Raw genomic sequence first — 22,061 nt, forward strand, 5'->3', positions numbered from 1 at the left:
CCCGGCACGACGGCATCGGCCGGGCGTTCATCCGTTCACGGGGAGGCTTCATGAGTCGAACGGGCGCGCGCCCCCGAGTGCTGATCGTCGGGGCGGGCCTGGCCGGCACGGCGACGGCGATCCGACTGCTCCACTTCGCGCGCCAGCCGCTGGAGGTCGTGCTGCTCGAACGCCGCTCGGACTACCGGTCGGCCGGCGTCGCCTACCACCGCGACGGCAACCCCTGGGACCACGTCTTCAACATCCAGGCCGGCCGGATGTCGGTGTTCCGGGAGGACGTCCTCGACTTCGTCCACTGGGCCAACTCCGAGGCCGACCGCGGGGACTGGCCGCCGCAGTGGGCCGCCGCCACCTTCGTCGAGCAGGGACCCGCGCCGCGCCGGATCTTCCAGGACTACCTGGAGGACCGGCTCGCCGAGGCCGTGCGGGAGGCCGGCCCGGCGCCGTCCTGGTGCCGGCCGACGGCGAGGCCGTCGACCTGGAGATCCGCGCCCAGGGCGTCGAGGTGACCGTGCGCGACCTGGACCCGGGCGAGCTCGCCGGGGTCCGGCCAGGACCGCTGCCCGGCACCTCCCTGGTCACCGCCGACCACGTGGTGCTGGCCACCGGGCTCGAACTCAAGGAGCCGCCGTTCGCCGCCGACGTCGTCGGGCACGGCTCCTTCGTCCGCAACCCGTACTCCGCGGCCGGCATCCGCAAGCTCTCCACCCTCCCGCGCGACGCGACCGTGGCGATCGTCGGCTCGGTGCTGAGCGCCTACGACGCGGCCGGCCTGCTGCTGCGGGCCGGCCACACCGGCCGGATCCACCTCATCTCCAAGTCCGGCACCATCTTTCGCACCTACCCCGGCGGCCACGAGCACGGCGTGGTCCGGCTGCCGCGCCCCGCGGCCCTGCTGGAGCCCTTCCGGGACCGCGAGGAGTTCCTCGGCCGGGTGGTGCGGGAGTGGCGCACCGCATGCGCCACGCTGGAGCGCGAGCACCCCGACATCGACCCGGTGATCGTCGCCGAGCGCGTGACCAAGGCGTGGGAGCCGTACCTCCCGGAAGCCATCGACCGTATCCCCACCCGCGAACTGCGCAGTCTGCTCGACGAGTTCGGCACCACGATCGCCGCGTTACGGGTCGGCGCGATGGACTACACGATGTCCGTCATCGAGCGCGCGATGCGCCCGGCGGACGGGCCGCTCAAGCTCCTGGTCGGCCGGGTGGAGTCGATCACCCCGGCGGTTCCCGCCGCCTCCTCCGGTTCCGCCCCCGCGGCTTCCGCCGACTCCGGCCGGCTGGTCGTCACGGTCACCGGGCAGGAGGAGAAATACACCGTCGAGGCCGACCTCGTGGTGTCCAATTTCGGCCGCGAGAGCGACTACGCCAGGGTGGGCCAGCCGCTGTGGCGCAATCTGCTGCAGCGCGGCATCGCCGTGCCGCACGAGCGCACCGGACGCGGCCTGGAGGTCGACGAGCACGGCACGCTGCTGGACGCCGACGGCCAGCCGGTCGGGCCGGTCTCCGCCGTCGGCGTGCTGCGCGAGGGCGACGAGATCGTGCGGAACGGCAGAACCGGCGCGTTCGCCTTCAATCTTGCGGCCATCAAGAATCACTCGATCGCGGTTGCGGCGCACGCCATCGAACACGTGGAATTGTTCGAGGACGATGTGCGCCGCGAGTTGGCTCGACACCCGCATGACCGGAGTTACGTCAGCAAGACAGAGGAAGCGGTCCCGGCGGCATTGGAGCAGGCTGTGGTGCTGGAGGTGCGGCGGTTGGCCACACGTGTGCGCAGCGAACGGGACGTGCTCGATTCGCTGCTGGAAACGTGTATCCGCGCCATGGCCGGCCGTCCGACCCTTCCGACGGATGCTTCCCGGCACGACCGCCTGGTACGGGCGGTCGTCAACCGGGCCGCGGTACGACGGCTCACCGACGTCTCCGTGACGCCACGGCAGCTACGTCGACAACTGGGGATAGGCAACGCCGAAGATCCGGAGGGCTAGTTGAACGGGCGACGGATTCAGGGATTCCTGTTGGCTGGTGGCACCGAGAGTGTGGTGCGAGGCACCTGCAATCGCACCAGAAGTCCACGCGAGGGTTCCATCCTCGTCGCCCCTTCCCTCGAAGCGGGCCTGTACGACGCGATCGTGGCGTCGCGCGCGGTCGTCTGCGGCGCCGGCGGGCTGACCGGGCACATGCAGTCGCTGTGCCGCGGCCGGGGCATCCCGGTGCTCCGCGTGGACGAGGCGGACCTCGCCGACCTGGTCGGCGAGGTCACGCTGTACCTGGACAGCGAGTCGATCGTGGTGGAGTCGGCGCCCGTGCCGCAGCCGGAGCCGCGCGAGCCCCGGCTGGAGGACATCGGCTCCGCCTGCGCGGTCATCGCCGACCTCCAGGACATCGACACCATCAACGCCACCGGGCCCGACGCGGCACGGGTGGAGTCGTTCTTCATCCGCGAGGAGTTCATCTGCCTGGCGGCCGGACTCAGCCCGCTCGACGCGATGGACGCCGGACCGGCCGGCATCGCCGCCTACGGACAGGCGATCGCCGACCGGCTGTGCGGCTTCGTCGACGCGCTGCTGCCCGGCCAGCGGCTGATCCTGCGGATGCTGGACCTGCGCTCGGACCACGCCGCCGGCGTCACCGAGACGGCCCCGGTGGCCGTCGAGCCGAACCCCGAGATGGGGCTGCACGGGGCGCGCTGGCTGGTCGGCTCCGCCACCTACCGCCAGGCCCTGCACGCGATGCTCGCGGCGCTGCGCAAGCGGCTCGGCGACGAGGCGGACCGGGTCGAGCTGTCGGTGCCGTTCGTCACCGACGAGGTGGAGTTCGCGCAGTTGCGCGAGCACCTGCGGCTGCCCGAGGGCACGCCGCTGTCGGCGTTCGTGGAGACCCCCTCCGCGGTGCACGCCACCACCGCGCTGTGCGCCGCGGGCGTCAGCGAGCTGTTCGTCGGCATCAAGGACCTGGTGCAGTTCTACCTGGCCGCCGACCGCGGCAACCACCTGGTGGCCGACACCTACCGCACCCGCCACCCGGCGGTTTTGGACGGGGTGCGCAGGGTCGTGGAGTCCGCGCGCGCCGCCGGCACCCCGGTACGGGTCTTCTCGCTGGCCTCCGACCTCGCGCACTACCTGGAGCACCTGCCGACGCCCGACGGCTACATGATGTGCACCGCCGAACTCCAGCAGCTCATCCTGCGGTCCGGCCGGCAACGCGAGCCGCAGCCGCAGATGTGACCGCCCGAGCGGCGCCGCCGCTCCCCCTGTCCAGGCGTCCCGCGACCCGCCGGCCGCGGGACGCCCGCACGTCCGTACAACCGTTTCCGGCCCCCGGCCGTCGTACCCGGTGGCCGATCGGCGACCACCGGCCGCACGGCCGGTGTCGGGAACGGGCCGGTGCGGACGGCGGGACCCGGGCGGGCCCGGGACGGGGAGAGGCGCGTGCGGACGTGGACCAGGGCGGTACGGACGGCTGCCGCGGCCTGTGCGCTGATCGGCTCGGCGCTCCTCGGCGCGGCCCCGGCGGGCGCGGCGGGCGCGCGGGCCGGCACACCGACGCTGCGGTTCGTCGGTGGGAACGTGTACTACGTCAGCACGACGATCCAGCCGGCCGGACTGCACAACGAGCAGCTGCCGCTGCGGCTGAGCGACTCCGACGACACCGGCGTGCCCGGCCGGCTCACCGTCGACGCCACCGCGCTGGCCGGGAAGGTCACGGTGGCGGACGTGCCCACCGACTGCACCCGCTCGGGCCTGGTCGTCACCTGCCGCGAATGGATGGACAAGGACGTCAGGGACTACCCGTTCGCGCTCACCGCCGCGCCGGGCGCGCCGATCGGCTTCACCGCCGACATCCTGGTGACCGCCGAGACCGCCGGCGGCCCGCACGCAGCCGCCACCACCCGCGTCCACACCGTGATCGGCACGCCGGACCTGCGGGTACGGGACGTGCCGACGGTCACCGGCGTGCACCCCGGCGACGTCGTCCGCGATCCGCTGGTCGTGGAGAACCGCGGCCAGGTGGCGCCGCTCGGCGGCTTCGTGCTGTGGGGCGTCTCCGACGTCGGCTTCGACCCGGCCGGGAAGGTGCCGCGCAACTGCCTCTACCGGCAGGGCCCCGGCGCGGCCGGGCACACCGCCTACGACTTCTGGTGCACGTTCACCCGGCAGATCCCGCCCGGCGCCGCGTACGCCGTGGACACGCCCATCGCCCTGCGGGCCCGGCCGGAGCTGACGTCCGGCGAGGTCACGTACACGATCCCCCCTGCCGGGACGGACCTCGCCGTGACCGCGTGGAGCGACGACGAGGACTTCGCCGGACCGCCCAGCCGCGGCACCGGCCCCGTCCTGGGCATGCACCGCGCCGGTCCCGGGGAGCCGGCTCCGGCGACAGCGCCCGCGTCGGCGGGGTCGCGGGGACCTTCCGGGCCGTCGCCGAGCAGCAGGCCGACTACCGGGCGGTCGGCGCCACCGTGCACGGAACGGTCGGCCAGGTCGTGCGGTTCACCCTCTCGGTGCGCAACGACGGCCCCGGAAGCATGGCCGGGCGGCCCGTCGGCGACACCGGACTCGACGTGACGCCGCCGCCCGGCACCACCGTGCTCTCCCTGCACCAGGGCGACCCCGAGGAGGTCCCGAACCCCTGGTGGTGCTCGCCCCGGCACAGCGGCGCGAGCGTGTACCACTGCGGGATGGGGCCGCAGCGCGAGGGCCAGCTCGCACCCGGCCAGGCGTACGCGGTCGACGTGACCCTGCGCGTCGACAAGGCGGTGGCCGGAGCGCGCGGCTCGGTCAGGGTGCGCCGCACCTCCGGCGAGGACACCCACGACGGCGACGCCGCGGACGACGTCGCGCCGATCGTGCTCGACGTGTCGGGCGGGACGACCGCCGGCGCGTCGCACGCCTGGCTGCCGGCCGCCGCCGCTGCGGCCCTGGCCGTCGTGCTCGGCGGCGCCGCGACCGCCGCCGCACGCCGCCGCACCCGCCGCACCCGCGGCGGACCCCCGGACGGAACCTAGTCCGTACCCGGGCGCACCGCCCGGCGCAGGGCGCGGGACAGGTCGGCCGCCGTCGTCAGCGTGACGTCCGGCCGGTCGACCAGCGCGGCGTCGATCAGCTCGGCGAGGGCGCGGGGGAGCGAGGGCACCCGGTCGCGCACCGGCACGGGCGGCTCGCGCAGCACCACCGTGACCGGCGCGGCGCCCGCGGGGAAGTCCCGCGGCGGCGCGCCGGTCAGCATCCAGTACAGGCAGGCGGTGACCGCCCACAGGTCGACCTCGGGGCGGACGTACTTGAAGTCGATGACCTGGCGGCGCGGCATGAAGGCCACGCTGCCGCCCATCGCGCCGGTCTGCGTGTGGCCGGACAGCCCCGCGCTGTCGAACGCCTTGGCCAGGCCGAAGTCGGCGATCTTGACCACCGTGCCCTCCGCCGACCGGGTGAGCAGCACGTTCTGCGGCTTGATGTCGCGGTGCACCAGGCCCTGACGGACCGTCCGCGTCCCGTCGGCGAGCCGCACCGGCACCGGCGCGCGGTGCGCGTACTCCAGCCCGCGCAGCGTCTGGAGGGTGATCGCCACCGCGCGCCGCACACCGAGGCGGCCGCCGTGCCGGGCCACCAGGTCCGCGACGCTGCCCGAACGGCAGAACTCGCTGGTGAAGTAGAACGTGTCGCCGTACGCCCCGCCGGCGTGGAAGGCGACCACGTTGCGGTGCCGCAGCGCCCGGGTGCACGCGAACTCCCGCAGGAACCCGTCCCGCGCCGAGTCGCTCGCCGGCCCGTGCGCCACCAAAGTCTTGAGTGCGAGGAGTTCGCCGCTCTCCTCGCGCCGCAGCAGGTGGACGACGCCCTGGCCGCCGCGGCCCAGCTCCTGCAGCAGCCGGCAGCCGTGCAGCGGGGCGAGGGCGGGATCGCCGCCCCGCGCGGCGGCCATCAGCGCGTGCGCGGCCTCCTCGGCGTCGTCCCCGGCCCGGCCGCCGGTCCGCGTGCCGATCAGGGGGTCAGTCCGCTCCGCGGTCCGCGCTTCCCCGCCGGTCCGCGCACCCGTTTCCCCGCGGGGCCGCCCGCCGGTCACCGAGACCCGCAGCACCGCGCCGCCGAGCCGGACCTCGTCGCCGTCGGCCAGCTCCCGCTCGGTGTCCGGCCCGCGCAGCACCGAGCCGTTGACGTACGTGCCGTTGCGGCTGCCGAGGTCCCGCACCGTCACATGCGGCGGGTTGACGTCCAGGACGCAGTGGTGGCGGGAGACCCGGCGCTCGCCGCGGTCCAGCCGGATGCCGCACTCCTCGCCGCGCCCGACCAGGCAGGTGGCGCGGCGGACGAAGGTGTGCACCGCGACGGCCGCACCCGCGCGGAGGGTCAGCGTCACCTCCGCGGCCACGTCACCCGCGCCCTTCGGGGCCGTCGCCCTCGCCGTCCTGGACGTCGAAGTCCCAGGCCAGCTCCCACCCGCGGACCGTGCCGTGGGAGTCGCCGCTGACGAGCCGGTGGCCGTCGGTGCTCAGGACCAGGGTGTGCACGTCGCCGCGGTGGCCTTCCAGCGTGCGCAGCAGGCGGCCGGACGCCAGGTCCCACACCCGCAGCCGCCGGCCCCTGACGCCCGCCACGGCGTAGCGCCCGTCGTGGGAGAGGGCAAGCGCCAAGGTCTCCCCGGCGTCCGCGATCGACCGCAGCACGCGGCCGGTCGCGGTGTCGAACACGGTCAGCGACCGGTGGTCGGCCGTCACGGCCCGGCTGCTGTCGCGCGTGACGGCGAGGACGTGGTGGTTGTTGACGCCGTCCACCGCGTACAGCGGGCGGCCGGTCGGCACGTCGAACGCCCACAGGCCCTGGGCGCCGTACTCGAACAGCGTCCCGCTGTCCGGGCTGAACGCCAGGCTGAGCCCGGGGGGCCGCCCGTCCTGCCGCCACACCCGCTCCCCGGTGTCCAGGCTCCACAGGCACAGCTCGTCGTCGTGCGGGTACCAGGACTCGGAGACGTCCGTGCGGGTGGCGGCGCGGGACGCGCCGAACCTGGCCTCCTCGCCGAGGGCGACCGCTGCCACCGCCAGTCGGTGCGCCGGCACCTCGTCCCAGCGCGCGTCGACCGTGCGCCGCTCCCGGCGGATCTCCATGTCGCACCACCGCAGCCGGCCGTCGGTCTCGCCGGTCAGCACGCAGTTGACCTCGGGCGACACGGCCGTCGCCGACACCCGCCCGGTGGTCGACAGCGGATAGGCGCAGTCGGCGACGAGGTCCAGCAGGTGCACGGTGCGGTGGACGTCGTCGTGGACCACGGCGACCGTGTCGTCGGCGGTGAGGTGCAGAGCACCGGCCGACCCGACGTCCCAGGTGTACTCGTGCAGCAGACGCCCGTCGGCTGCGTCCCACGCGTCGACCGGGCCGCCCAGCCGGACGGTGGCGAAATACGCGCCCTCCCGGCCGGCCGCCAGGACCAGCGGGTCCGGGAACATCCCCTGCCCGTCGAGGTCGAACAGCGGCCACGCCCCGCGCAGCCCCGCCCGGCGCCCGTGCCGGCCCACCAGCCGCCAGGCCTCCCGCAGGTCGGGATGGCGCGCGAACCCCGGCACCGCCTCCGCGGCCCGCAGGCTCCGCGCCGCCCGCCCGTACCGCTCCGCCGCGACGAACTCCCGCGCCTGCGCCATCCGCGCCCGGAACCGCGCCTCGTGACCGGCCACCTCGCTCGCCGCCCTCGGCCGGGCGTACGCCCAGGGCGCGCGGTAGCCGGGCACCGGCATCGGCTGCACCCGGATCGCGCCGTCCAGCCCGAGCACGGCGGTGCGCCCGTCACCGCTGACGGCCGCGCACCGCAGGTACGTCGTGTCGCCGACGCCGTCCGCGCCGTCCGCCGTCCCCGGTCCGTCCGCCGTCCCCGGTGCGTCCGGTGCGTCCGGTGCGCCCGGTCCGCCCGGTCCGTCCGCGCCGTCGCGTCCGTCCGCGGCGTCCGTCGCGCCTGCTGCGCCTGCCGCGTCGCCCGCCGCACGGGCGGAGACGGGCTCCGGGTCGCCGCCGGCCGGCGCGTCGGCTCCGAACGTGTGCAGACACCGCCCGGTCCGCGGCTCCCAGACGCGGGTCGGCGCGCCGCCGGCGCCCACGACGGCGAGGGCGCCGCCGGGGGCGAGCGCGCTGACCCCGACGTGCCGCAGGTGATGCGGCGGCCCCGCGACGGCCCGGCCGGCAGCGCGGTCCCACAGCACCATCGGCCCCTCGTCCCAGATCTGCAGCGCGTGCCCGGCGTCCGGCGAGAACGCGTTCTCGTAGCGGAACGAGCCCCAGGCGGGCCCGCCGCGCTCGTCCGCAGGCTGGGCGAGCGTCGCGCCGCGCCGCCCGCTCGCGGTGTCCCAGACGGCGATCGCCTGGTCGCGGGACATCGAGGACGCGGCCGACAGCGCGACCGCGCCGGCGGCGTCCAGGGCCAGGGTGCGGACCGCTCCCGCGTGCGCCCGCACCCGCAGCGGCGCCCGCCCGCCGGCCAGGAACCACAGCCGCACGCCGCCGTCCTCGTGCCCGGCGGCGGCGACCGCGCCGTCACCGCTGACCGCCACGGCGGTGACCGCCGCGCCCTGCGCCGGGTCCGGGCCGCCGTCCCCGGCCACGTGTCCGGCGGCTTGCGCGGGCGGGCCCGCGGTCCCGTACGCCGCCGCGTCCCCCGCTTGTGCATCCGGGGCGTCGCCCGGTCGTCCATCCGCCGTGTCCTCCGGCGGTTCGCCGGGCAGCGGCAGCCGTTCGCCGCGGACGAGATCCCAGCGCTCCGGCGGCCCCAGCTCGCGGCCCACCAGCGCGACCGTGGCCGCCGCGTCCACCGCGAGGGCGGTGACCCGGGCGCCCCGCGCGGTCAGCTCGCGCAGGCACCGGGCGTGCTCGGCGTCCCACAGCCGCAGCCGGCCGTCGTGATCGCCGGACAGCACCCGGCGCCCGTCGGCGGAGACGGCCACCGCGGTGACCAGGTCCACGCCGTCCGTGAGCAGGACCGGCCGCAGCCCGGGGCGGCGTTCCGCCTCCGCGAGCGCCTCGGCGGCCTCCGCCGCCGCCCGGTCCTCCCCGGCCGCCGCGCGCAGCAGCGTCGCCGACCGCTCCGGGTCGCCGCGCTCCAAGTGGACGAAGCCCAGCAGCCGTTCGACCGACCGGCCGTCGCCGTCCGGGTCCCGCGCGGCGGCCACCGTGGCCAGCAGCTCCTGGTCGGTCACGGCGGCGGTACGCCACAGGTGCAGGCCCTGGTTGTACCGGGCGAGCAGATGGCCGGGGTCGGCGGTGACGGCGCGGCCCCACAGCGCCACGGCCTCCCGCGGGCGGCCGAGGTCCAGCATGGACAGCGCCTGGTTGGACAGGCCGTCCGCCAGCAGCGCGGCGGCCCGCGGAACGGGTCGCGGGTACGGCGTCCCGGTCAGCTCGCCGTAGAGGTCGGCCAGCACCCGCGCGAGCTCGCCGAGCTGCGGCCGGGCGGCGGGGGAGGCCACCAGGCACTGCCGCAGCAGCCCGGCCACGGCCGGCGGCACGGCCGGCGGCCGGGGGTCGTCGGGGCCCGTCGCCAGCAGCAGTTCCAGCGCCTCGGCGCCCGCCTCGCCACTGGGCGCGGGGACGCGGCCGGCGAACATCGTCAGCACGGTCAGCGCCCACGACCACACGTCGGTGGCGGGCGTGAGCCGGACGTCGCGCCGGCCCGCGGCGGCGGCGGCCTGCTCGGGGGAGCGGTACGCGCGGGTCATCCCCGCGTACGTGACGCCGCCGGCCCCTCCGGACGGCCCCGCGCCGCCACCGGGCTCCGCGTCCGCCGGTCCCGCCTCCGGCAGGGCCCTGGCCAGTCCGAAATCGGTGACCTTGGCGGTCGCGTCCGGCTCCAGCATGACGTTGGCCGGCTTGACGTCCTGGTGGACCAGGCCGCTGTCGTGCGCGTGCCGCAGGCCCCACGCGGTCTGCACGGCGACGTCCAGCACCCGCGCGAGGGCGGCGCCCGGACCGCCCTCGTAGAGCCGGCCGCTGGCCACCGCGTCGGCCAGGCTGCCGCCGTCGACCCACTCGGCGAACACCCGCGGCAGCCCGTCCAGGGTGCGCACATAGGCGCAGTTGACGGTGTGCGGGTGCAGGCCCAGGTCCACCCAGGTGCCGGCCTCCTCCTCGAAGCGCCGCCTGGCCCGCGGCGAGGCGACGGCCCGCGGGCGCGGCGTCTTGACGGCGAGGTCGATGTTCCAGCCGCGGTGCCGGACCCGGTGCACCACGCCCATGCCACCGCTGTGCACGGCGTCCAGCACCTCGTACAGGTCCAGGATCACGTCGCCGACCTGCCACTGCCGCCCCTGCCCCCGCGTCACCGGCGTGCCCTCAGTCGGCCAGGGCGACGTACAGCGGACTGCCCAGCAGCACCCGCAGATCCGGCCGCCCGTCGATCTCGGGGTACGGCGAGGGGCCGGTGAGCAGGCGGCGCGCGAGGAACTCCACTTCCTGCAGCGGCCCGCGCAGCAGCAGGCCGGCGGTGTGCACCCACCCCAGGTGCTCGTCGTCGGCGGGCAGTTCGCCGGCCTCGCCGGCCTCGCCGGCCAGGGCGGCGCCGAGGCCGGCCAGCAGCGCGGGCAGGGAGGAGGGCGCGAACTGCGCGGGCGGCGGCGCCGCAGGGCCGAGCACGTGGCCGCCGGAGCCGCCGAGTCCGAGGATCGTCCGCGCGGTGCGGCCGGCGAAGTACACCGTCGACGCCCCGCCGCCGGGCAGCGGGCCCCATCGCATCGGCAGCCGGCCGCGGAAGTACGGCGCCGGCTCGTCCACGTCGCCGACCCGCCCCTCCTCCTCCAGGTGTCGCAGCACCCGCTCCAGGCGCGCGATGTGGTCCGGCTCGGGCGCCTGCACCGTCCGCTTGGCACTGAACAGTCTCAGCCCCGCGCCCGCCTCGGTGATGATCCGGCGGCCGAAGCCCGGGTCGACCTGGGACAGCAGCATGTCGACCTTGGCATCGCTGATGTACACGTAGTAACGGCTGGCCACGCTTCGAGGCTATCGTGCGCCCGCCGCGACGTCGCCTAGGTGTCGAGCAGTTCGGCGGCGAAGACCTCCTCGACCGCCAACCGCCGGGTGGACAGGCCCTGTTCGTGGTGATGGCGCAGATACGCCTCCAGCGTCCGGCGGTTGGCCGCGACGCCGTACGGCCACCAGTCCTCGGGGAACTCCTCCTGGGCGCGCTCGAACAGCGCGTTCGCCCAGGGGATCATGGTCGGGATCTGGTAGAGCCTGCGGTGCTCGCGGTAGCGGTCGGCGGCGGCGTCCTTGGCGCGGGAGAAGAGGTCGTAGAGCGCCCGCGCCAGGCCCGGGCGGGCGCGGAGCAGGTCCCGGCGGACCACGACGGCGTGCATGATCGGGAAGACGCCGGTGCGCCGGTGGTAGTCGCGCTCCACGGCCTCGTGGTCGGGGAACAGCCGTGCCACGTGCGGCGAGCCGTCGAGCACGCACTGCGGGACGTTCGCGGAGAACAGCGCGTCGATCTCGCCCGCCTCCAGCATGGCGCCCAGGGCGCGGCCCTCGGGCGCGGTGGTCACCTCGACGTCGGCCGGATGCGGGTGCGGGACGAAGTCGAAGGGTGCGGCGGGGCGTTCGAGGCCGCCGATCACCCACCGGCTGCGCTCCGGCCGGAACCCGTACTCGTCCATCAGGACGCCCTTGGCCCACACTCCGGAGTCCTGCCCGTAGGTGCCGAACTCGCCGATGGTGCGGCCCGCGAGGTCCCGCGGCCCGGTGATCCCGCTGTGCGTATTGACGAAGACGCAGCTGTGGCGGAACACCCGGTTGGGGAAGACCGGCAGGGCGACGAACGGCAGTCCGGTCTCCAACAGCCGCAGGTAGAAGGTGAGTCCGAGTTCGGCGACGTCGAACTCGTCGCCGCGCACCGTGCGTTCGAAGATCTCCGGAAGCGTCGGCGCGGTGGTGACGACGGCGTCCAGGCCGTCGACCGTCACCGGCCGCTCGAACAACTGCCTGGTCGTGTCGTACGGGTAGCACCCGATGGTCAGTGCGGAAGGGCCGGTCATGGCCGTCACCTCTCGTCGGCGTCGGCGCCCGCGCGGCGCTGCGCCGGGGTGTCGTCGGCGTGGCGCCGTCGGCGTGGGGCCTGGGGCATCGTGCTCGCGGCGGGGTGCCTGCGGCGTCTTCGATGGTCGGCCGGGGCGGGGCCGGGAATCCAACACCGCCTCGGTGCGCCCGATACCGCGCGGGTATCGTGGCAGGCGTGGACCTGCGCTCGCTCCGGTACTTCGTCGCCGTCGCCGAGGAGCGCCACGTCGGCAGGGCGGCGCGGCGCCTGCACATGACGCAGCCCCCGCTCAGCCGGGCGATCCGCGGCCTGGAGGACGAGCTGGGCGTCGAGGTCTTCGAGCGCACCCCCAAGGGCGTCGTCCTGACGCCCGCCGGCGCGGTCCTCTACGACGAGGCGGGCGCGCTGCTGGCCCGCGCGGACCGCATCCGCGGCCGGGTAGCGGCCGCGGCCGGCGCGGCGCACCTGGCGGTCGGCACGCTCGCGGACGCGGCGGAACACGTCGGCGGCCGGCTGGTGCCGGCCTTCCGGGCCCGCCACCCACGGACGCGGGTGACCGTCCGCGAGTCCGATCTCGGCGACCCCACTGCGGGCCTGCGCGGCGGACTGGTCGACGTCGCGGTCACCCGTACGCCCTTCGACGCCACGGGCCTGGTCACGCATGCGCTGCGCTCGGTGCCGGTGGGCGTGGTGGTGCGCGACGACGACCCGCTGGCCGGGCGTGCCTCGGTGCGCCGCGCCGACCTCGCGGGCCGCCGCTGGGTCCGGCTCCCGGACGGCGCCGATCCGCTGTGGACCGCGTACTGGACCGGCGGCCCGCCCGACGACGCCTCGCCCGCCGTGCGCACGGTGCAGGACTGCCTGCGGGCGGCGCTGTGGAACGGCACGTCGGCGCTCGCCCCGGTCGACCAGCCGCTGCCGGCCGGGCTGGTCGCCGTACCTCTCGCCGACCGTCCGCCCAGCGAGCTGGTGGTGGCCTGGCCGCAGGCGGTGCGCAACCCGCTGGTCAGGGACTTCGTCCGCCTGGCGGTGGGCGGCTGGGGCGGCTGAGCGGGCACTGCGCTGGGCCGTGTGGTGCTTCCCGCTTCCCGGGCCGGCGGCGGCCGTCGCGCGGCGCCGGCCGGGGGAGCGGTGCACAGTGGGAGCATGAGGCACTCTTCAGCCGCGAGGCCGGGCGCGGTCGCGCGCGCGGGGCCGGGCCCGGGCTTGCGCGTGGGTCCCGTGGGCTTCCGCGCGGGGCCGGGCGCCGGCTTGCGCGCCTGGTCGAGCCCGGGCTCGTGCGCCGGGCCGGCTGCCGGGGTGCGAGGGGGTCGCTGTGGCGGCCGGTGAGGGCGGCGGGCGGCGCGGGGGCCGCGGCGCGGGCGGGAAGAGCGGCGGGGGCCGTGACGACCGGGGCGGGCGGCGCGCTCGCGGGGGCTCGGGGGGCTCGGGGGGTTCGGGGGAGCGCGGCGCCGTCGGCCCGGAGGCCGCGCTCGACGAGCTGTACGCCGTGCCGCCGTCCGGGTTCGTCGCCCGGCGCGGCGAACTGGCAGCGGAGCTGAAGCAGGCAGGCGACGCCGCGGGAGCGCGTACCGTACGCGGCGCCCGGCGGCCCACGCTCGCCGCGTTCGCGGCGAACCTGCTGGCCCGCTCGAAGCCGGCGGAGACCGCGCGGTTCCTGGAGCTGGGCCGGGCGCTGCGCGAGGCCCACAGCACGATCGACCCCGGACGGTTGCGCGAGCTGTCCCGGCAGCAGTGGCGCGTGATCGGCGCGCTGTCGGCCGAGGCCGCGCGGCTCGCCGAGGAGTCCGGGCAGCGGTTGTCCGACACCGTGCGCCGCGAGGTCGAGTTTACGCTGCGGGCGGCGCTCGCCGATCCCGACGCGGCCGACCGATGGGCCGCCGGCCGGCTGGAGACGGCCCTCAGCCCGGCCGGCCTGTCCGCCCTCGCGGACGCCGCGCCGCCGGCCCGGGCCCGCGCGCCGCGACGAAGCCGGACGCGAAGAAGCCGGCGGCGAGAGCGGCGGCGAAAGCGGCGAAGGAATCGGCGAAGAAGTCGGCGGAGAAGTCGGCGGAGAAGGACGAGCTGGCCGAGCGCAGGCGCATCCGGCAGGAACGCCTGGACCGCGCGCGGGAGAAGGCGGAGGCCGCCGAGCGGACGGCCCGCGAACGCCGCGAGGAGCACACCGCGGCCGAGGCCGCGCTGGCCGAGGCCCGCGAGCGCCGCGAGCAGGCACGACAGGCCCGCGACGCCGCGGAACGCCGCGCCGCCGAGGCCCGCGAAGCCCTCGCGGACGCCGACCGCGCCCACGACTGCGCCGAGCACCGCGAACACACGGCAGCCGAAGCCCTGGACCGGGCCGACCGGGCCGCGCGCACGGCCCGCGCCGCCGCGGCCCCTCCGAAGCGCCCGCCCCGCGGCCGCACCTCGTAGCGGCCCGCACAGCCCGGCACGAACCGCCGCGACCGGCTCGCCCGCCGCCGCTCGCCGCGCGGAGGCGGAGCGCCGGGCCGCCGGTACCGCGGTGACCCGCGGGCTCGGGCCGCACGCCTCGCCCGAACCGCCGCGACCGGCTCAGCCGCTCGCCGCGGCGAACCGCTCGCGCGCCGCCCGTAGGCGGCCTCCGGCCAACCGCCCGTGCGCGGGCGCGACGCCCCCACCCCGCGCGGGAGCGCTCACGCCGCCTGGGGGAGGTGCGTCCTCGCGGAGTCGTGGAAATCGGCGACCAGGGGGTCCTCTTCGCCGGCGCGGGTGGCCAGGACGACCTGGCAGGGGGCCACGCCCTCGATGGGGACGGTGGTGAGGTCGGGGCGCAGCGTCACGCGGCGGTCGCCGGCCGGGAGGACGGCCACCGCCTGCCCGTCGGCGATCAGTTCGAGCTTGTCCTCGAAGCTGTCGATAAGCGCGGGCCCGGTGGGCGCGGTCCACTCGCCCGGCCGCGGGTCGAGGTGCCAGAAGACGCCCCACGCCGTGGCGCTCGCCGCCATCGGGCACGGGATGAACGCCTACTGCGCGAAGTCCGCCGGCCCCACCGCGTCCTTGCCCGCCAACCGGTGCGCGATCGGCACCACCAGCACCCGCGGCTCCTCGTACAGCACGCTGATCCGCAGCCCCTCCGCCGGGAAGGCGAACGGCGACCGCGCGACCAGCGCGTCCACCTGCCGGCCGATCAGCGCGTCGTGCGCGGTGCGGCTGGTCAGGTGCCGGGTGCGGACCCGCGCGTCCGGCCGCCGGCGGTGCAGGTCCCGCACCGCCGGGGTGACCACCACGTCGTCGACGTGGCCGATGGTCACCGACCGCGGCGGCTCCGCCTCGCGCGCGCTGGCCATGGCGGTGCGCGCGGCCTGCAGCACCGCCCTGGCCTGCGGCAGGAACGCCCGCCCCGCCGCCGTCAGCACGCTGCCCCGCGAGGTGCGGTCGAGCAGCCGCACCCCCAACTGGGCCTCCAGACGCCGGATCTGGCGGCTGAGCGACGGCTGCGCGAGGTGCAGCGCGGCGGCGGCACGGCCGAAGCTCGCCTGCTCGGCGACGACGGTGAAATAGCGCACCAGCCGCAGATCGAGGTCCGGGCCGAGATCGGCGCGCACGGGCGGCGGAAAGACGTCGGACACACCGGAAGCGTACTCCCGGCCCGCGCCGCCCGGGCGGGGCTGCTCGGCGCCCGGTCCGCGCCCACCTGGGACGGCCGCGCGCGTCCCCATACGCCGCGGCTATGAGGGGGGTACGCAACAGGTCTTGGACAGTCCCGCGGGACCGGTCGTTGACTCGACGGTGCGCGGCGGCCCCGCCGCGGGACGCCGGGCCGGCGCCCGCCGGGGCACGCGCCGACACCGGATTCGAACGTGGAGAGGGGCCGTCCGACATGGGCGCCTATGACGGCAGGAACGTCGTGATCATCGGGGGCAGCAGCGGGCTCGGGCTCGTGACCGCCGGACTGCTGGCCGACGGGGGAGCGCGGGTGCTGGTCACCGGCCGCACCCAGGCCAAGCTGGACGCCGCCCGCGAACAGCTCGGACCGGACGCGGTGGCCGTGCGCAGCGACGCCGCCGACCTGTCCGACATCGACGCGCTGGCCGAGCGGGTGAAGGCCGAACTCGGCGGGGTGGACGCGCTGTTCGTGAACGCGGGCATCACCCACTTCGCGCCCCTCGCCGGCACCGCCGAGGAGGACTACGACCGGGTGCTCGCGGTCAACACCAAGGGCCCGTACTTCACCGTGCAGAAGCTCGCGCCGCTGCTGAACGACGGCGCCGGCGTGGTGATGACCACCTCGGTCGCCGACGTCAAGGGCCTGGACATGCTCAGCGTGTACTCCGCGAGCAAGGCCGCGCTGCGCTCGCTGACCCGGACCATGGCCCGCGAGCTGCTGCCGCGCGGCATCCGCGTCAACGCGGTCAGCCCCGGACCGATCGACACCGGCATCCTGGACGCGTCGATGCCGGCGGAGGCGGTCGAGCAGCTGAAGGCGGACCTGGTCGCCAGTGTTCCGATGCAGCGGTTCGGCACCTCGCTGGAGGTCGCCCGCGCGGTCGCGTTCCTGGCCTTCGACGCCACGTTCACCACCGGCTCGGAGCTGGCGGTGGACGGCGGCGGCTCGCAGCTGTGAGCGATCGGCCCCCGGCCGGGCCGGGGGCCGTTGTCAGTGGCCGGGGCTAGCGTGGGGAACGCACAGGAGTCCGGCGGCCGACCGCCGGACGCACACCGCGAGCCAGAACACGGGGAAGGCCATGAGCACACTGGAGAACCGCCCGCACACCGCACTGATCGTCATCGACGTGCAGAACGGCGTGGTGGAGGGCGGCCACGAGCGGGACAGGGTGGTCGCCAACATCGACACCCTGGTGGCGAAGGCGCGCCGCGAGGGCGTGCCCGTCGTATGGGTCCAGCACTCCGACGAGGGCCTGGTGCGCGGCAGCGAGGAGTGGCGGATCGTCCCCGAGCTGGTTCCCGGCGACGCCGAGCCGCTGGTGCACAAGAACTACGGCGACTCTTTCGAGGCCACCGAACTGGAGGAGGTGCTCGCCGGCCTCGGCGTGGGCCGTCTGATAGTCACCGGAGCGTCGACCGACGCGTGCGTGCGGTCCACCCTGCACGGCGCGTTCACCCGGGGCTACGACACCACGCTGGTGAGCGACGCGCACACCACCGAGGACCAGACCGCGTGGGGCGCCCCGCCGCCGGCCCAGGTCATCGCGCACACCAACCTCTACTGGACCTACCAGTCGGCGCCCGGCCGCACCGCCGGCACCGTCGAGACCAAGGCGGTCGACTTCGGCGCGGCGTCCGCCTGACGCCCGGCCTCAGGACCCGTCGCCGTCGGACCGGTCCCCGTCGGACCCGTTCTCCGGCGGGGCCTGGTACTCGGGGTGGGCCTCGGCCCGGCGCTGCACCGCCAGCAGGGCCAGCAGGTCGGCCACCGTCGGCCCGACGTCGGCGGGGTGCCGCAGCGGCGTCTCGTCCTTGATCGTGTAGTGGTTCGTCCGGCCCACCCGGGTGTGCTCCAGGTAGCCGGCCTCCTCCAGCTCCGCGATGATCTTCTGCACGGCGCGCTCGGTGAGCAGGCATCTGGTGGCGATGTCGCGTACCCGTACCCCGGGGTCGCGCGCGATGGCGGCGAGCACCCGTGCGTGGTTGGTCAGGAAGGTCCATCCTGGGCGGGTCGGCGTGGCATCGTCCATGGGCGACATCGTACGACGAAACATTCACGTCACCTGATACGTGAACATCGTTTCGTGTATTTCTTGACGTGTGCCTCGTAGTCTCCGATGCTGGACGGGCAACAGTCCGTCGGCGAGGGGAGCGATGATGCCCGGCTCAGAGGTTGTCACGCTCGCGCACGAGCGCCGGGAGCTGCCTCCGGTGGGGGTAGCCCTCACGCCGCCCGCCGCCCGGACGGTCAGGGACCTGCGCGGCCGGCTCGTCATCCGGCTCACCGAGGACGGCGGCCGGTCCCGCGCCGCGCTCACCGGCGAGATCGACCTCGACAACGTGCCGATGCTGCGTGACGCGCTGGGGGACAGCCTGCGGCTCGCCGAGGAGGGACTGGACGTCGATCTGAGCGGCGTGCGCTTCCTGGACTGCTCAGGGCTGAACGTCCTGCTCGCGCTGCGCCGCACGGCGGCGGCCTACGGGTGCGACCTGCGGATGGTGAACCCGTCGGGGCCGGTCTCCCGGCTGCTCATGATCACCGGCACGCAGGCGCTGCTCACCGCCGCGTCCGCTCCGACCGCCGCGCAGCCGTAGGGGGTACCGGGAGCGACCGCCGCACCGGCTCCGGCCGCGCGCGAGCGGCCCCCTGCGCCGTGCGCAGGGGGCCGCGACGCGCAGCACCCCGCCGGTCAGCCGCGCAGCGCCGAGCGGCCCTCCCGCCACGCCGCCAGCAGGACGTCCCCGAGCCGGTCCTCCAGCAGGCCGGTGGCCTCGACGCCGAAGGCCACGTCCGCCTCCAGCCGCGGTTCCGCGGCGATCAGCGGATCGATCACCTCCAGCCGCACCACCTGCTCGTGCACCGCGTCGGCCTCGACGTGCTCGTCGTAGAACCGCTGCGCGGCCGGGCCCGCGCCTATCCGGCGCAGCGCCTCGGCCAGCCGCCGCGAACCGGGCGAGGACGTGACCTCCACGGCGGCGAAGTGCCCCACCAGCGCGCCGCGCAGCGACCGGTGCAGGCCCAGCAGCGACATCAGGTTGACCGTCGCGAGCACTGCGGCCGGCGCCGCCTCCAGATAGCGGCCGTAGTCCGTGTCCAGTCCGAGGTCAACCATCAGGTCGGCGAACAGCCGCGCGTGCACGCCCTCCGCGTGGCCGGCCCGAACTCGTCGAACTCCACCGCCACCAGCGCGGCCTTGGGCCGCCCGTACAGCCGCGGAATGGCCCACGCGTGCGGGTCGGCCTCCTTCAGGTGGTACAGCGAACGCAGCGCCGCGTACTCCCGCATCTGCTCCAGCGTGCCCTCGCGGCGCAGGAAGTGGCTGACGCCGCCCGGGTCGCCGACCGGCTCGGTGAGGATCCGCGCCAGCGCCTCGTCGGCGCTCGCCGTCCCCGGCACGTCCGCGCGCAGCGCCGCCAGGAAGCGGTCCTCCAGCACCGCGCGCAGCCGCAGCAGCTCGGGGTCCCACTCGAACACGTCGGGCACCCCCGCGAAGCCCTGGTAGTGCAGCTCGTACAGGACGTAGAGCGCCAGGTGCAGGTCCTCGCCGTACGGCTCGGCGTCGGCCGCCGTCTCCAGCGGCAGCGGCGGACCGCCCGGCCGGCGCAGCAGCGCGGCGAGCACGGACTCCGACACCGGCCCGCGGGCGGCCGGCAGGGCCGGCGCGCAGGCGCGCGACTCGCGGGCGTCCCGCCGGCCGGCGCACCGGCCGGCGCGGTTGCGGACTCGGCGGGGCGCGTCGTCGTCCGGACCGTCATCGCGGACCCTCCTTCTCCTCGTCGTGGGGCGTGTCCCTGGTCCCGGTCCTGCGCCGGTGGCTGGTGTCGCACCACGGATAGCGCCGGCTGCGACGGCAGGTGCACAGCGCCACCATGAAGCGGTCGGAGGTGACCGGCACACCGTCGTCGCCCACGACCGTCACCGGCCCCTCCACCAGCACCGGCCCGCCGCGGACGAGACGGACGCGGCGCGCCTCGCCGCGGGCGCCGCCGGGCGCGCGGGCGTCCTCGGACGACCCGGGGGCGGTGACGTCGCCGGGGGCGGTGATGTCGCCGGGGGCGCGGGCGTCGCCCGCTGCGCGGGCGCTGCCGGCACCGCGGGCGTCGTCAGGAGCGCTGTGCACGGATGACCACCAGTTCCTCGGTGTCCTCGCCGTCCTGGAGCAGGCCCCGGCCGCTCAGCCAGGACCGCCGCGCGTGCAGCACCGGCCCGAGCGGCACCCGCTCGCGCGCCACCACCCGGGCGGCCAGGCCCGCGTCCGCGAGCTGCCGCAGCGTGGTCTGCGCGCCGCACATGCCGGAGTGCACCATCAGCAGCACCCCGCCGGGGCGCAGCACCTTCGGCGCGGCGGCGCAGACCCGGTCCAGCACCGCGCGTCCGTCGTGCCCGGCGTCCCACGCGCGTGCCGCGCCGTGCCGGGGCGGTGGACCGCCCGGCGCGGGGACGTACGGCGGGTTGCTGACCACCACGTCGAAGGCGCGCCCGGGCGGCGAGAGGTCGTGGCGGCGCACCGTCACGCGGTGCCCGGCCAGCGCGGCGTTGACCCGCGCGCACAGCACCGCGCGCCGCGACACGTCGACCGCCGTGACCCGCGCGCCCAGCCGGGCCGCGCACAGCGCCAGCACGCCGCTGCCGGTGCCGAGGTCCAGCAGGTCCGTGCCGGGCCCGACGGGCTCGGCGCACAGCGCCCGCATCAGGATGCGGGAGTCGTGCTGCGGCCGGTACACCCCCGGCACCGTCACCAGTCGTGGAGCACGGGCCGGCGCGGGGGCGCGGCCGATCCGGCCGACACGGCGGACCGGGCCGACCTCGCCGTCGATGTCAAAAGCATCAGGGGACCGCCTCGTCGTCCAGGGTGGGGTCCGCCGCTCTGGTGCGGCGGACCGGCTGTCACGGCTCCGGGTCCCGCCGACGCGCAGGCCACGGCGGCGGGGGCCGCGTGCGGCCTGCTCCGTTCGCCCGGAGGACGGCCGGCCGCGGGGCCCACGGGCCCGCACCTGCCGTCGAGGAGCGGATGCCCGGAATGTTCTCCCTCACGCATCCCCGTCACCCGTTCGCCTCCGCGCGGCGCTCCGCGGGCGGCCGGGGAGCGCGCCTGGTCACCGCCGTGGGGCGGCACCGTCGTCCGCCGCGCGGGACGCGGAGTCTCACCGGGTGAGCAGGCGGAGCACCGCGTCCTCGATGCGGCCCTGCATGGCCGGGGTCCCGTAGGGCGTGTCCGCGCCGAGCGCGTCGAAGTCCAGATCGACGGTGACGCCCTCGTGGAACAGCTCGACCACCCGCGGGTTGATGTACGAGGCGCGGCACACCGCGGGGGTGTTGCCGAGGTAGTGCGCCACCTCGCGGACCGCCCGGTTGACCGCGCGGGTGCGGGCCACCGTCCGTCCGCCCGCGACCCTCGCCGACACGGCCAGCGCCACCGCCGCCAGCACGGTGGCGTGCCAGGTGCGGAAGTCCTTCGCGGACACCGGGACGTCCGCCAGTTCGCGCAGGCAGGCGTTCAGGTCCTCGCTGTGCACGTCGTGCCACCGCCGGTGCTCCCAGTAGGCCAGCAGCCGGTCGCCGCCGCCCCGGCGCCTGCGCAGCTCGGTGACGGCCTTGCGCACGTCCGGGTCCGTCAGCGCGACGACCCGCTGCCTGGCGCCCTTGGCGGGGTAGTCGAAGGCGACCTCGTCCGCGCGGCAGGTCACGTGCTCGCGCAGCACCGTGGTCAGCCCGTAGGTGCCGTTCTCCCGGCTGTAGGCGTCCGAGCCGACGCGGAAGAACCCCACGTCGAGCAGGCGCACCGCGCAGGCCAGCACCCGCTCGCGGTTCAGGCCGCGGGTGGCCAGCCGGTCGGCCACCGCCTTGCGCACCGCCGGCAGCCGCTCCGCCACGACGAGCACGTGCTCGTGCTTGCTCTGCTCCTGCTGCCGCCGGAACTCCGGGTGGTAGAGGTACTGGCGGCGCCCGGCGGCGTCGGTGCCGACCGCCTGGAGGTGGCCGGAGGGCCGCGGGCAGATCCACACCTCCCGCCAGGCCGGCGGGATGGCCAGGGAGCGCAGGCGCGCGAGGTCGTCCGCGTCCCGCACCGGTTCGCCGTCCGCGGCGAAGTACCGGAACCCGCGCCCGCACGGGCGCCTGGTCCACCCAGGACGCGAGGGATCGCCGACCGTCAGCCGCATGTGCCGCCGGATACCCGCGTCCGCGGCGGACAAGCACGACCGGGCCCCGCCGGCGGACGAGCGGGCCGGCCCGGCGCCCGCCGGGCGGGCCGCGGACGGCAGGGCCGGTGCGGTTGGGGAGCGGGTCGCGGACGGCAGGGCCGGCGCGTTGCGGAGAGGGCCGCGGACGGCAGGGCCGGTGCGGTTGGGGAGCGGGTCGCGGACGGCGCGGCTAGCGTGGCTGGAGGGCGGCGTTCCGGTACGCGTCCGTCCCGTAGCCGAGGAAGG

At 76.2% G+C, this 22,061-nt stretch carries 20 protein-coding genes and 1 pseudogene; 10 read left to right on the forward strand and 11 right to left on the reverse strand.

Annotated features, from left to right (window positions below; translation table 11 throughout):
• Positions 1 to 50 precede the first annotated feature (50 nt).
• From VSR01_RS35205 to VSR01_RS35225, 5 genes are all read left to right on the forward strand, one after another.
• Entirely contained in the window at positions 51 to 509 is a 459-nt protein-coding gene (locus VSR01_RS35205; RefSeq protein ID WP_326453030.1) for an FAD/NAD(P)-binding protein, read from the forward strand.
• Positions 452 to 1,993 carry an FAD/NAD(P)-binding protein gene (locus tag VSR01_RS35210; protein ID WP_326453031.1) on the forward strand — a complete coding sequence of 514 codons (1,542 nt, stop codon included), beginning with the start codon at positions 452 to 454 and terminating at the stop codon, positions 1,991 to 1,993. The genes VSR01_RS35205 and VSR01_RS35210 overlap by 58 nt, the downstream gene beginning before the upstream one ends.
• A gap of 30 nt (positions 1,994 to 2,023) precedes the next feature.
• The gene (locus VSR01_RS35215; protein ID WP_442785609.1) at positions 2,024 to 3,232 is read left to right on the forward strand and encodes a putative PEP-binding protein; all 1,209 of its coding nucleotides are present in this window, start codon (positions 2,024 to 2,026) and stop codon (positions 3,230 to 3,232) included.
• Positions 3,233 to 3,436: 204 nt separating this feature from the next.
• Positions 3,437 to 4,573, forward strand: a complete 1,137-nt coding sequence (locus VSR01_RS35220; protein WP_326453033.1) for a hypothetical protein — start codon at positions 3,437 to 3,439, stop codon at positions 4,571 to 4,573.
• Positions 4,534 to 5,013 carry a hypothetical protein gene (locus VSR01_RS35225; protein WP_326453034.1) on the forward strand — a complete coding sequence of 160 codons (480 nt, stop codon included), beginning with the start codon at positions 4,534 to 4,536 and terminating at the stop codon, positions 5,011 to 5,013. The genes VSR01_RS35220 and VSR01_RS35225 overlap by 40 nt, the downstream gene beginning before the upstream one ends.
• Here the strand turns inward: VSR01_RS35225 and VSR01_RS35230 are convergent.
• Genes VSR01_RS35230 through VSR01_RS35245 form a run of 4 tightly spaced genes read right to left on the reverse strand, consistent with a single transcriptional unit; the run spans position 5,010 to position 12,003 of the window.
• Positions 5,010 to 6,374 (reverse strand): FHA domain-containing serine/threonine-protein kinase, encoded by a 1,365-nt coding sequence (locus VSR01_RS35230; protein ID WP_326453035.1) that lies wholly within the window; start codon positions 6,372 to 6,374, stop codon positions 5,010 to 5,012. The two genes, VSR01_RS35225 and VSR01_RS35230, sit on opposite strands and share 4 nt — an antisense overlap.
• Position 6,375: 1 nt before the next feature.
• Positions 6,376 to 10,302: a WD40 repeat domain-containing serine/threonine protein kinase gene (locus VSR01_RS35235; RefSeq protein WP_326453036.1), complete on the reverse strand. Its 3,927-nt coding sequence runs from the start codon at positions 10,300 to 10,302 to the stop codon at positions 6,376 to 6,378.
• Positions 10,303 to 10,312: 10 nt separating this feature from the next.
• The gene (locus VSR01_RS35240; protein WP_326453037.1) at positions 10,313 to 10,966 is read right to left on the reverse strand and encodes a DUF7019 family protein; all 654 of its coding nucleotides are present in this window, start codon (positions 10,964 to 10,966) and stop codon (positions 10,313 to 10,315) included.
• Positions 10,967 to 11,001: 35 nt separating this feature from the next.
• Positions 11,002 to 12,003, reverse strand: a complete 1,002-nt coding sequence (locus tag VSR01_RS35245) for a 4,5-dihydroxyphthalate decarboxylase (protein WP_326453038.1) — start codon at positions 12,001 to 12,003, stop codon at positions 11,002 to 11,004.
• Positions 12,004 to 12,200: 197 nt separating this feature from the next.
• Between VSR01_RS35245 and VSR01_RS35250 the strand changes: the two genes are divergently transcribed.
• Positions 12,201 to 13,055: a LysR family transcriptional regulator gene (locus VSR01_RS35250; protein ID WP_326453039.1), complete on the forward strand. Its 855-nt coding sequence runs from the start codon at positions 12,201 to 12,203 to the stop codon at positions 13,053 to 13,055.
• An 822-nt stretch (positions 13,056 to 13,877) separates the two neighbouring features.
• Complete coding sequence (locus VSR01_RS35255; RefSeq protein ID WP_326453040.1) at positions 13,878 to 14,417, forward strand: hypothetical protein; 540 nt, start codon at positions 13,878 to 13,880, stop codon at positions 14,415 to 14,417.
• A gap of 242 nt (positions 14,418 to 14,659) precedes the next feature.
• On the opposite strand, the gene VSR01_RS35260 is transcribed toward VSR01_RS35255, so the two are convergent.
• Both VSR01_RS35260 and VSR01_RS35265 read right to left on the reverse strand, forming a co-directional pair.
• Positions 14,660 to 14,971, reverse strand: a complete 312-nt coding sequence (locus tag VSR01_RS35260) for a hypothetical protein (RefSeq protein ID WP_326453041.1) — start codon at positions 14,969 to 14,971, stop codon at positions 14,660 to 14,662.
• Positions 14,972 to 14,989: 18 nt separating this feature from the next.
• Entirely contained in the window at positions 14,990 to 15,595 is a 606-nt protein-coding gene (locus VSR01_RS35265) for a LysR family transcriptional regulator (RefSeq protein WP_326453042.1), read from the reverse strand.
• Positions 15,596 to 15,846: 251 nt separating this feature from the next.
• Here VSR01_RS35265 and VSR01_RS35270 point away from each other — a divergent pair, with 251 nt between their 5' ends.
• Together VSR01_RS35270 and VSR01_RS35275 are read left to right on the forward strand one after the other, a co-directional pair.
• Positions 15,847 to 16,590 (forward strand): SDR family oxidoreductase, encoded by a 744-nt coding sequence (locus VSR01_RS35270; protein WP_326453043.1) that lies wholly within the window; start codon positions 15,847 to 15,849, stop codon positions 16,588 to 16,590.
• A 121-nt stretch (positions 16,591 to 16,711) separates the two neighbouring features.
• Positions 16,712 to 17,275, forward strand: coding sequence for a cysteine hydrolase family protein (locus tag VSR01_RS35275; RefSeq protein ID WP_326453044.1), 564 nt, complete (start codon positions 16,712 to 16,714; stop codon positions 17,273 to 17,275).
• A 9-nt stretch (positions 17,276 to 17,284) separates the two neighbouring features.
• Here VSR01_RS35275 and VSR01_RS35280 read toward each other — a convergent pair whose 3' ends face one another.
• Complete coding sequence (locus VSR01_RS35280; protein ID WP_326453045.1) at positions 17,285 to 17,662, reverse strand: helix-turn-helix transcriptional regulator; 378 nt, start codon at positions 17,660 to 17,662, stop codon at positions 17,285 to 17,287.
• A 181-nt stretch (positions 17,663 to 17,843) separates the two neighbouring features.
• Between VSR01_RS35280 and VSR01_RS35285 the strand changes: the two genes are divergently transcribed.
• On the forward strand, positions 17,844 to 18,227 hold the full coding sequence (locus tag VSR01_RS35285) for an STAS domain-containing protein (protein ID WP_326453046.1): 384 nt from the start codon (positions 17,844 to 17,846) through the stop codon (positions 18,225 to 18,227).
• A 95-nt stretch (positions 18,228 to 18,322) separates the two neighbouring features.
• Here the strand turns inward: VSR01_RS35285 and VSR01_RS35290 are convergent.
• The 4 genes and pseudogenes from VSR01_RS35290 to VSR01_RS35305 all read right to left on the reverse strand — a co-directional run bounded on the left by VSR01_RS35290 (position 18,323) and on the right by VSR01_RS35305 (position 21,794).
• A pseudogene (locus VSR01_RS35290) lies at positions 18,323 to 19,287 on the reverse strand (iron-containing redox enzyme family protein).
• 97 nt (positions 19,288 to 19,384) lie between these two features.
• Complete coding sequence (locus VSR01_RS38125) at positions 19,385 to 19,753, reverse strand: CDGSH iron-sulfur domain-containing protein (RefSeq protein WP_442785610.1); 369 nt, start codon at positions 19,751 to 19,753, stop codon at positions 19,385 to 19,387.
• Entirely contained in the window at positions 19,737 to 20,411 is a 675-nt protein-coding gene (locus tag VSR01_RS35300) for a HemK2/MTQ2 family protein methyltransferase (protein WP_326453981.1), read from the reverse strand. The genes VSR01_RS38125 and VSR01_RS35300 overlap by 17 nt, the downstream gene beginning before the upstream one ends.
• Before the next feature lie 366 nt (positions 20,412 to 20,777).
• Positions 20,778 to 21,794, reverse strand: coding sequence for a DNA topoisomerase IB (locus VSR01_RS35305; RefSeq protein ID WP_326453047.1), 1,017 nt, complete (start codon positions 21,792 to 21,794; stop codon positions 20,778 to 20,780).
• Positions 21,795 to 22,061 lie beyond the last annotated feature (267 nt).

It is taken from the genome of Actinacidiphila sp. DG2A-62, from assembly GCF_035825295.1.
Classification (GTDB): domain Bacteria; phylum Actinomycetota; class Actinomycetes; order Streptomycetales; family Streptomycetaceae; genus Actinacidiphila.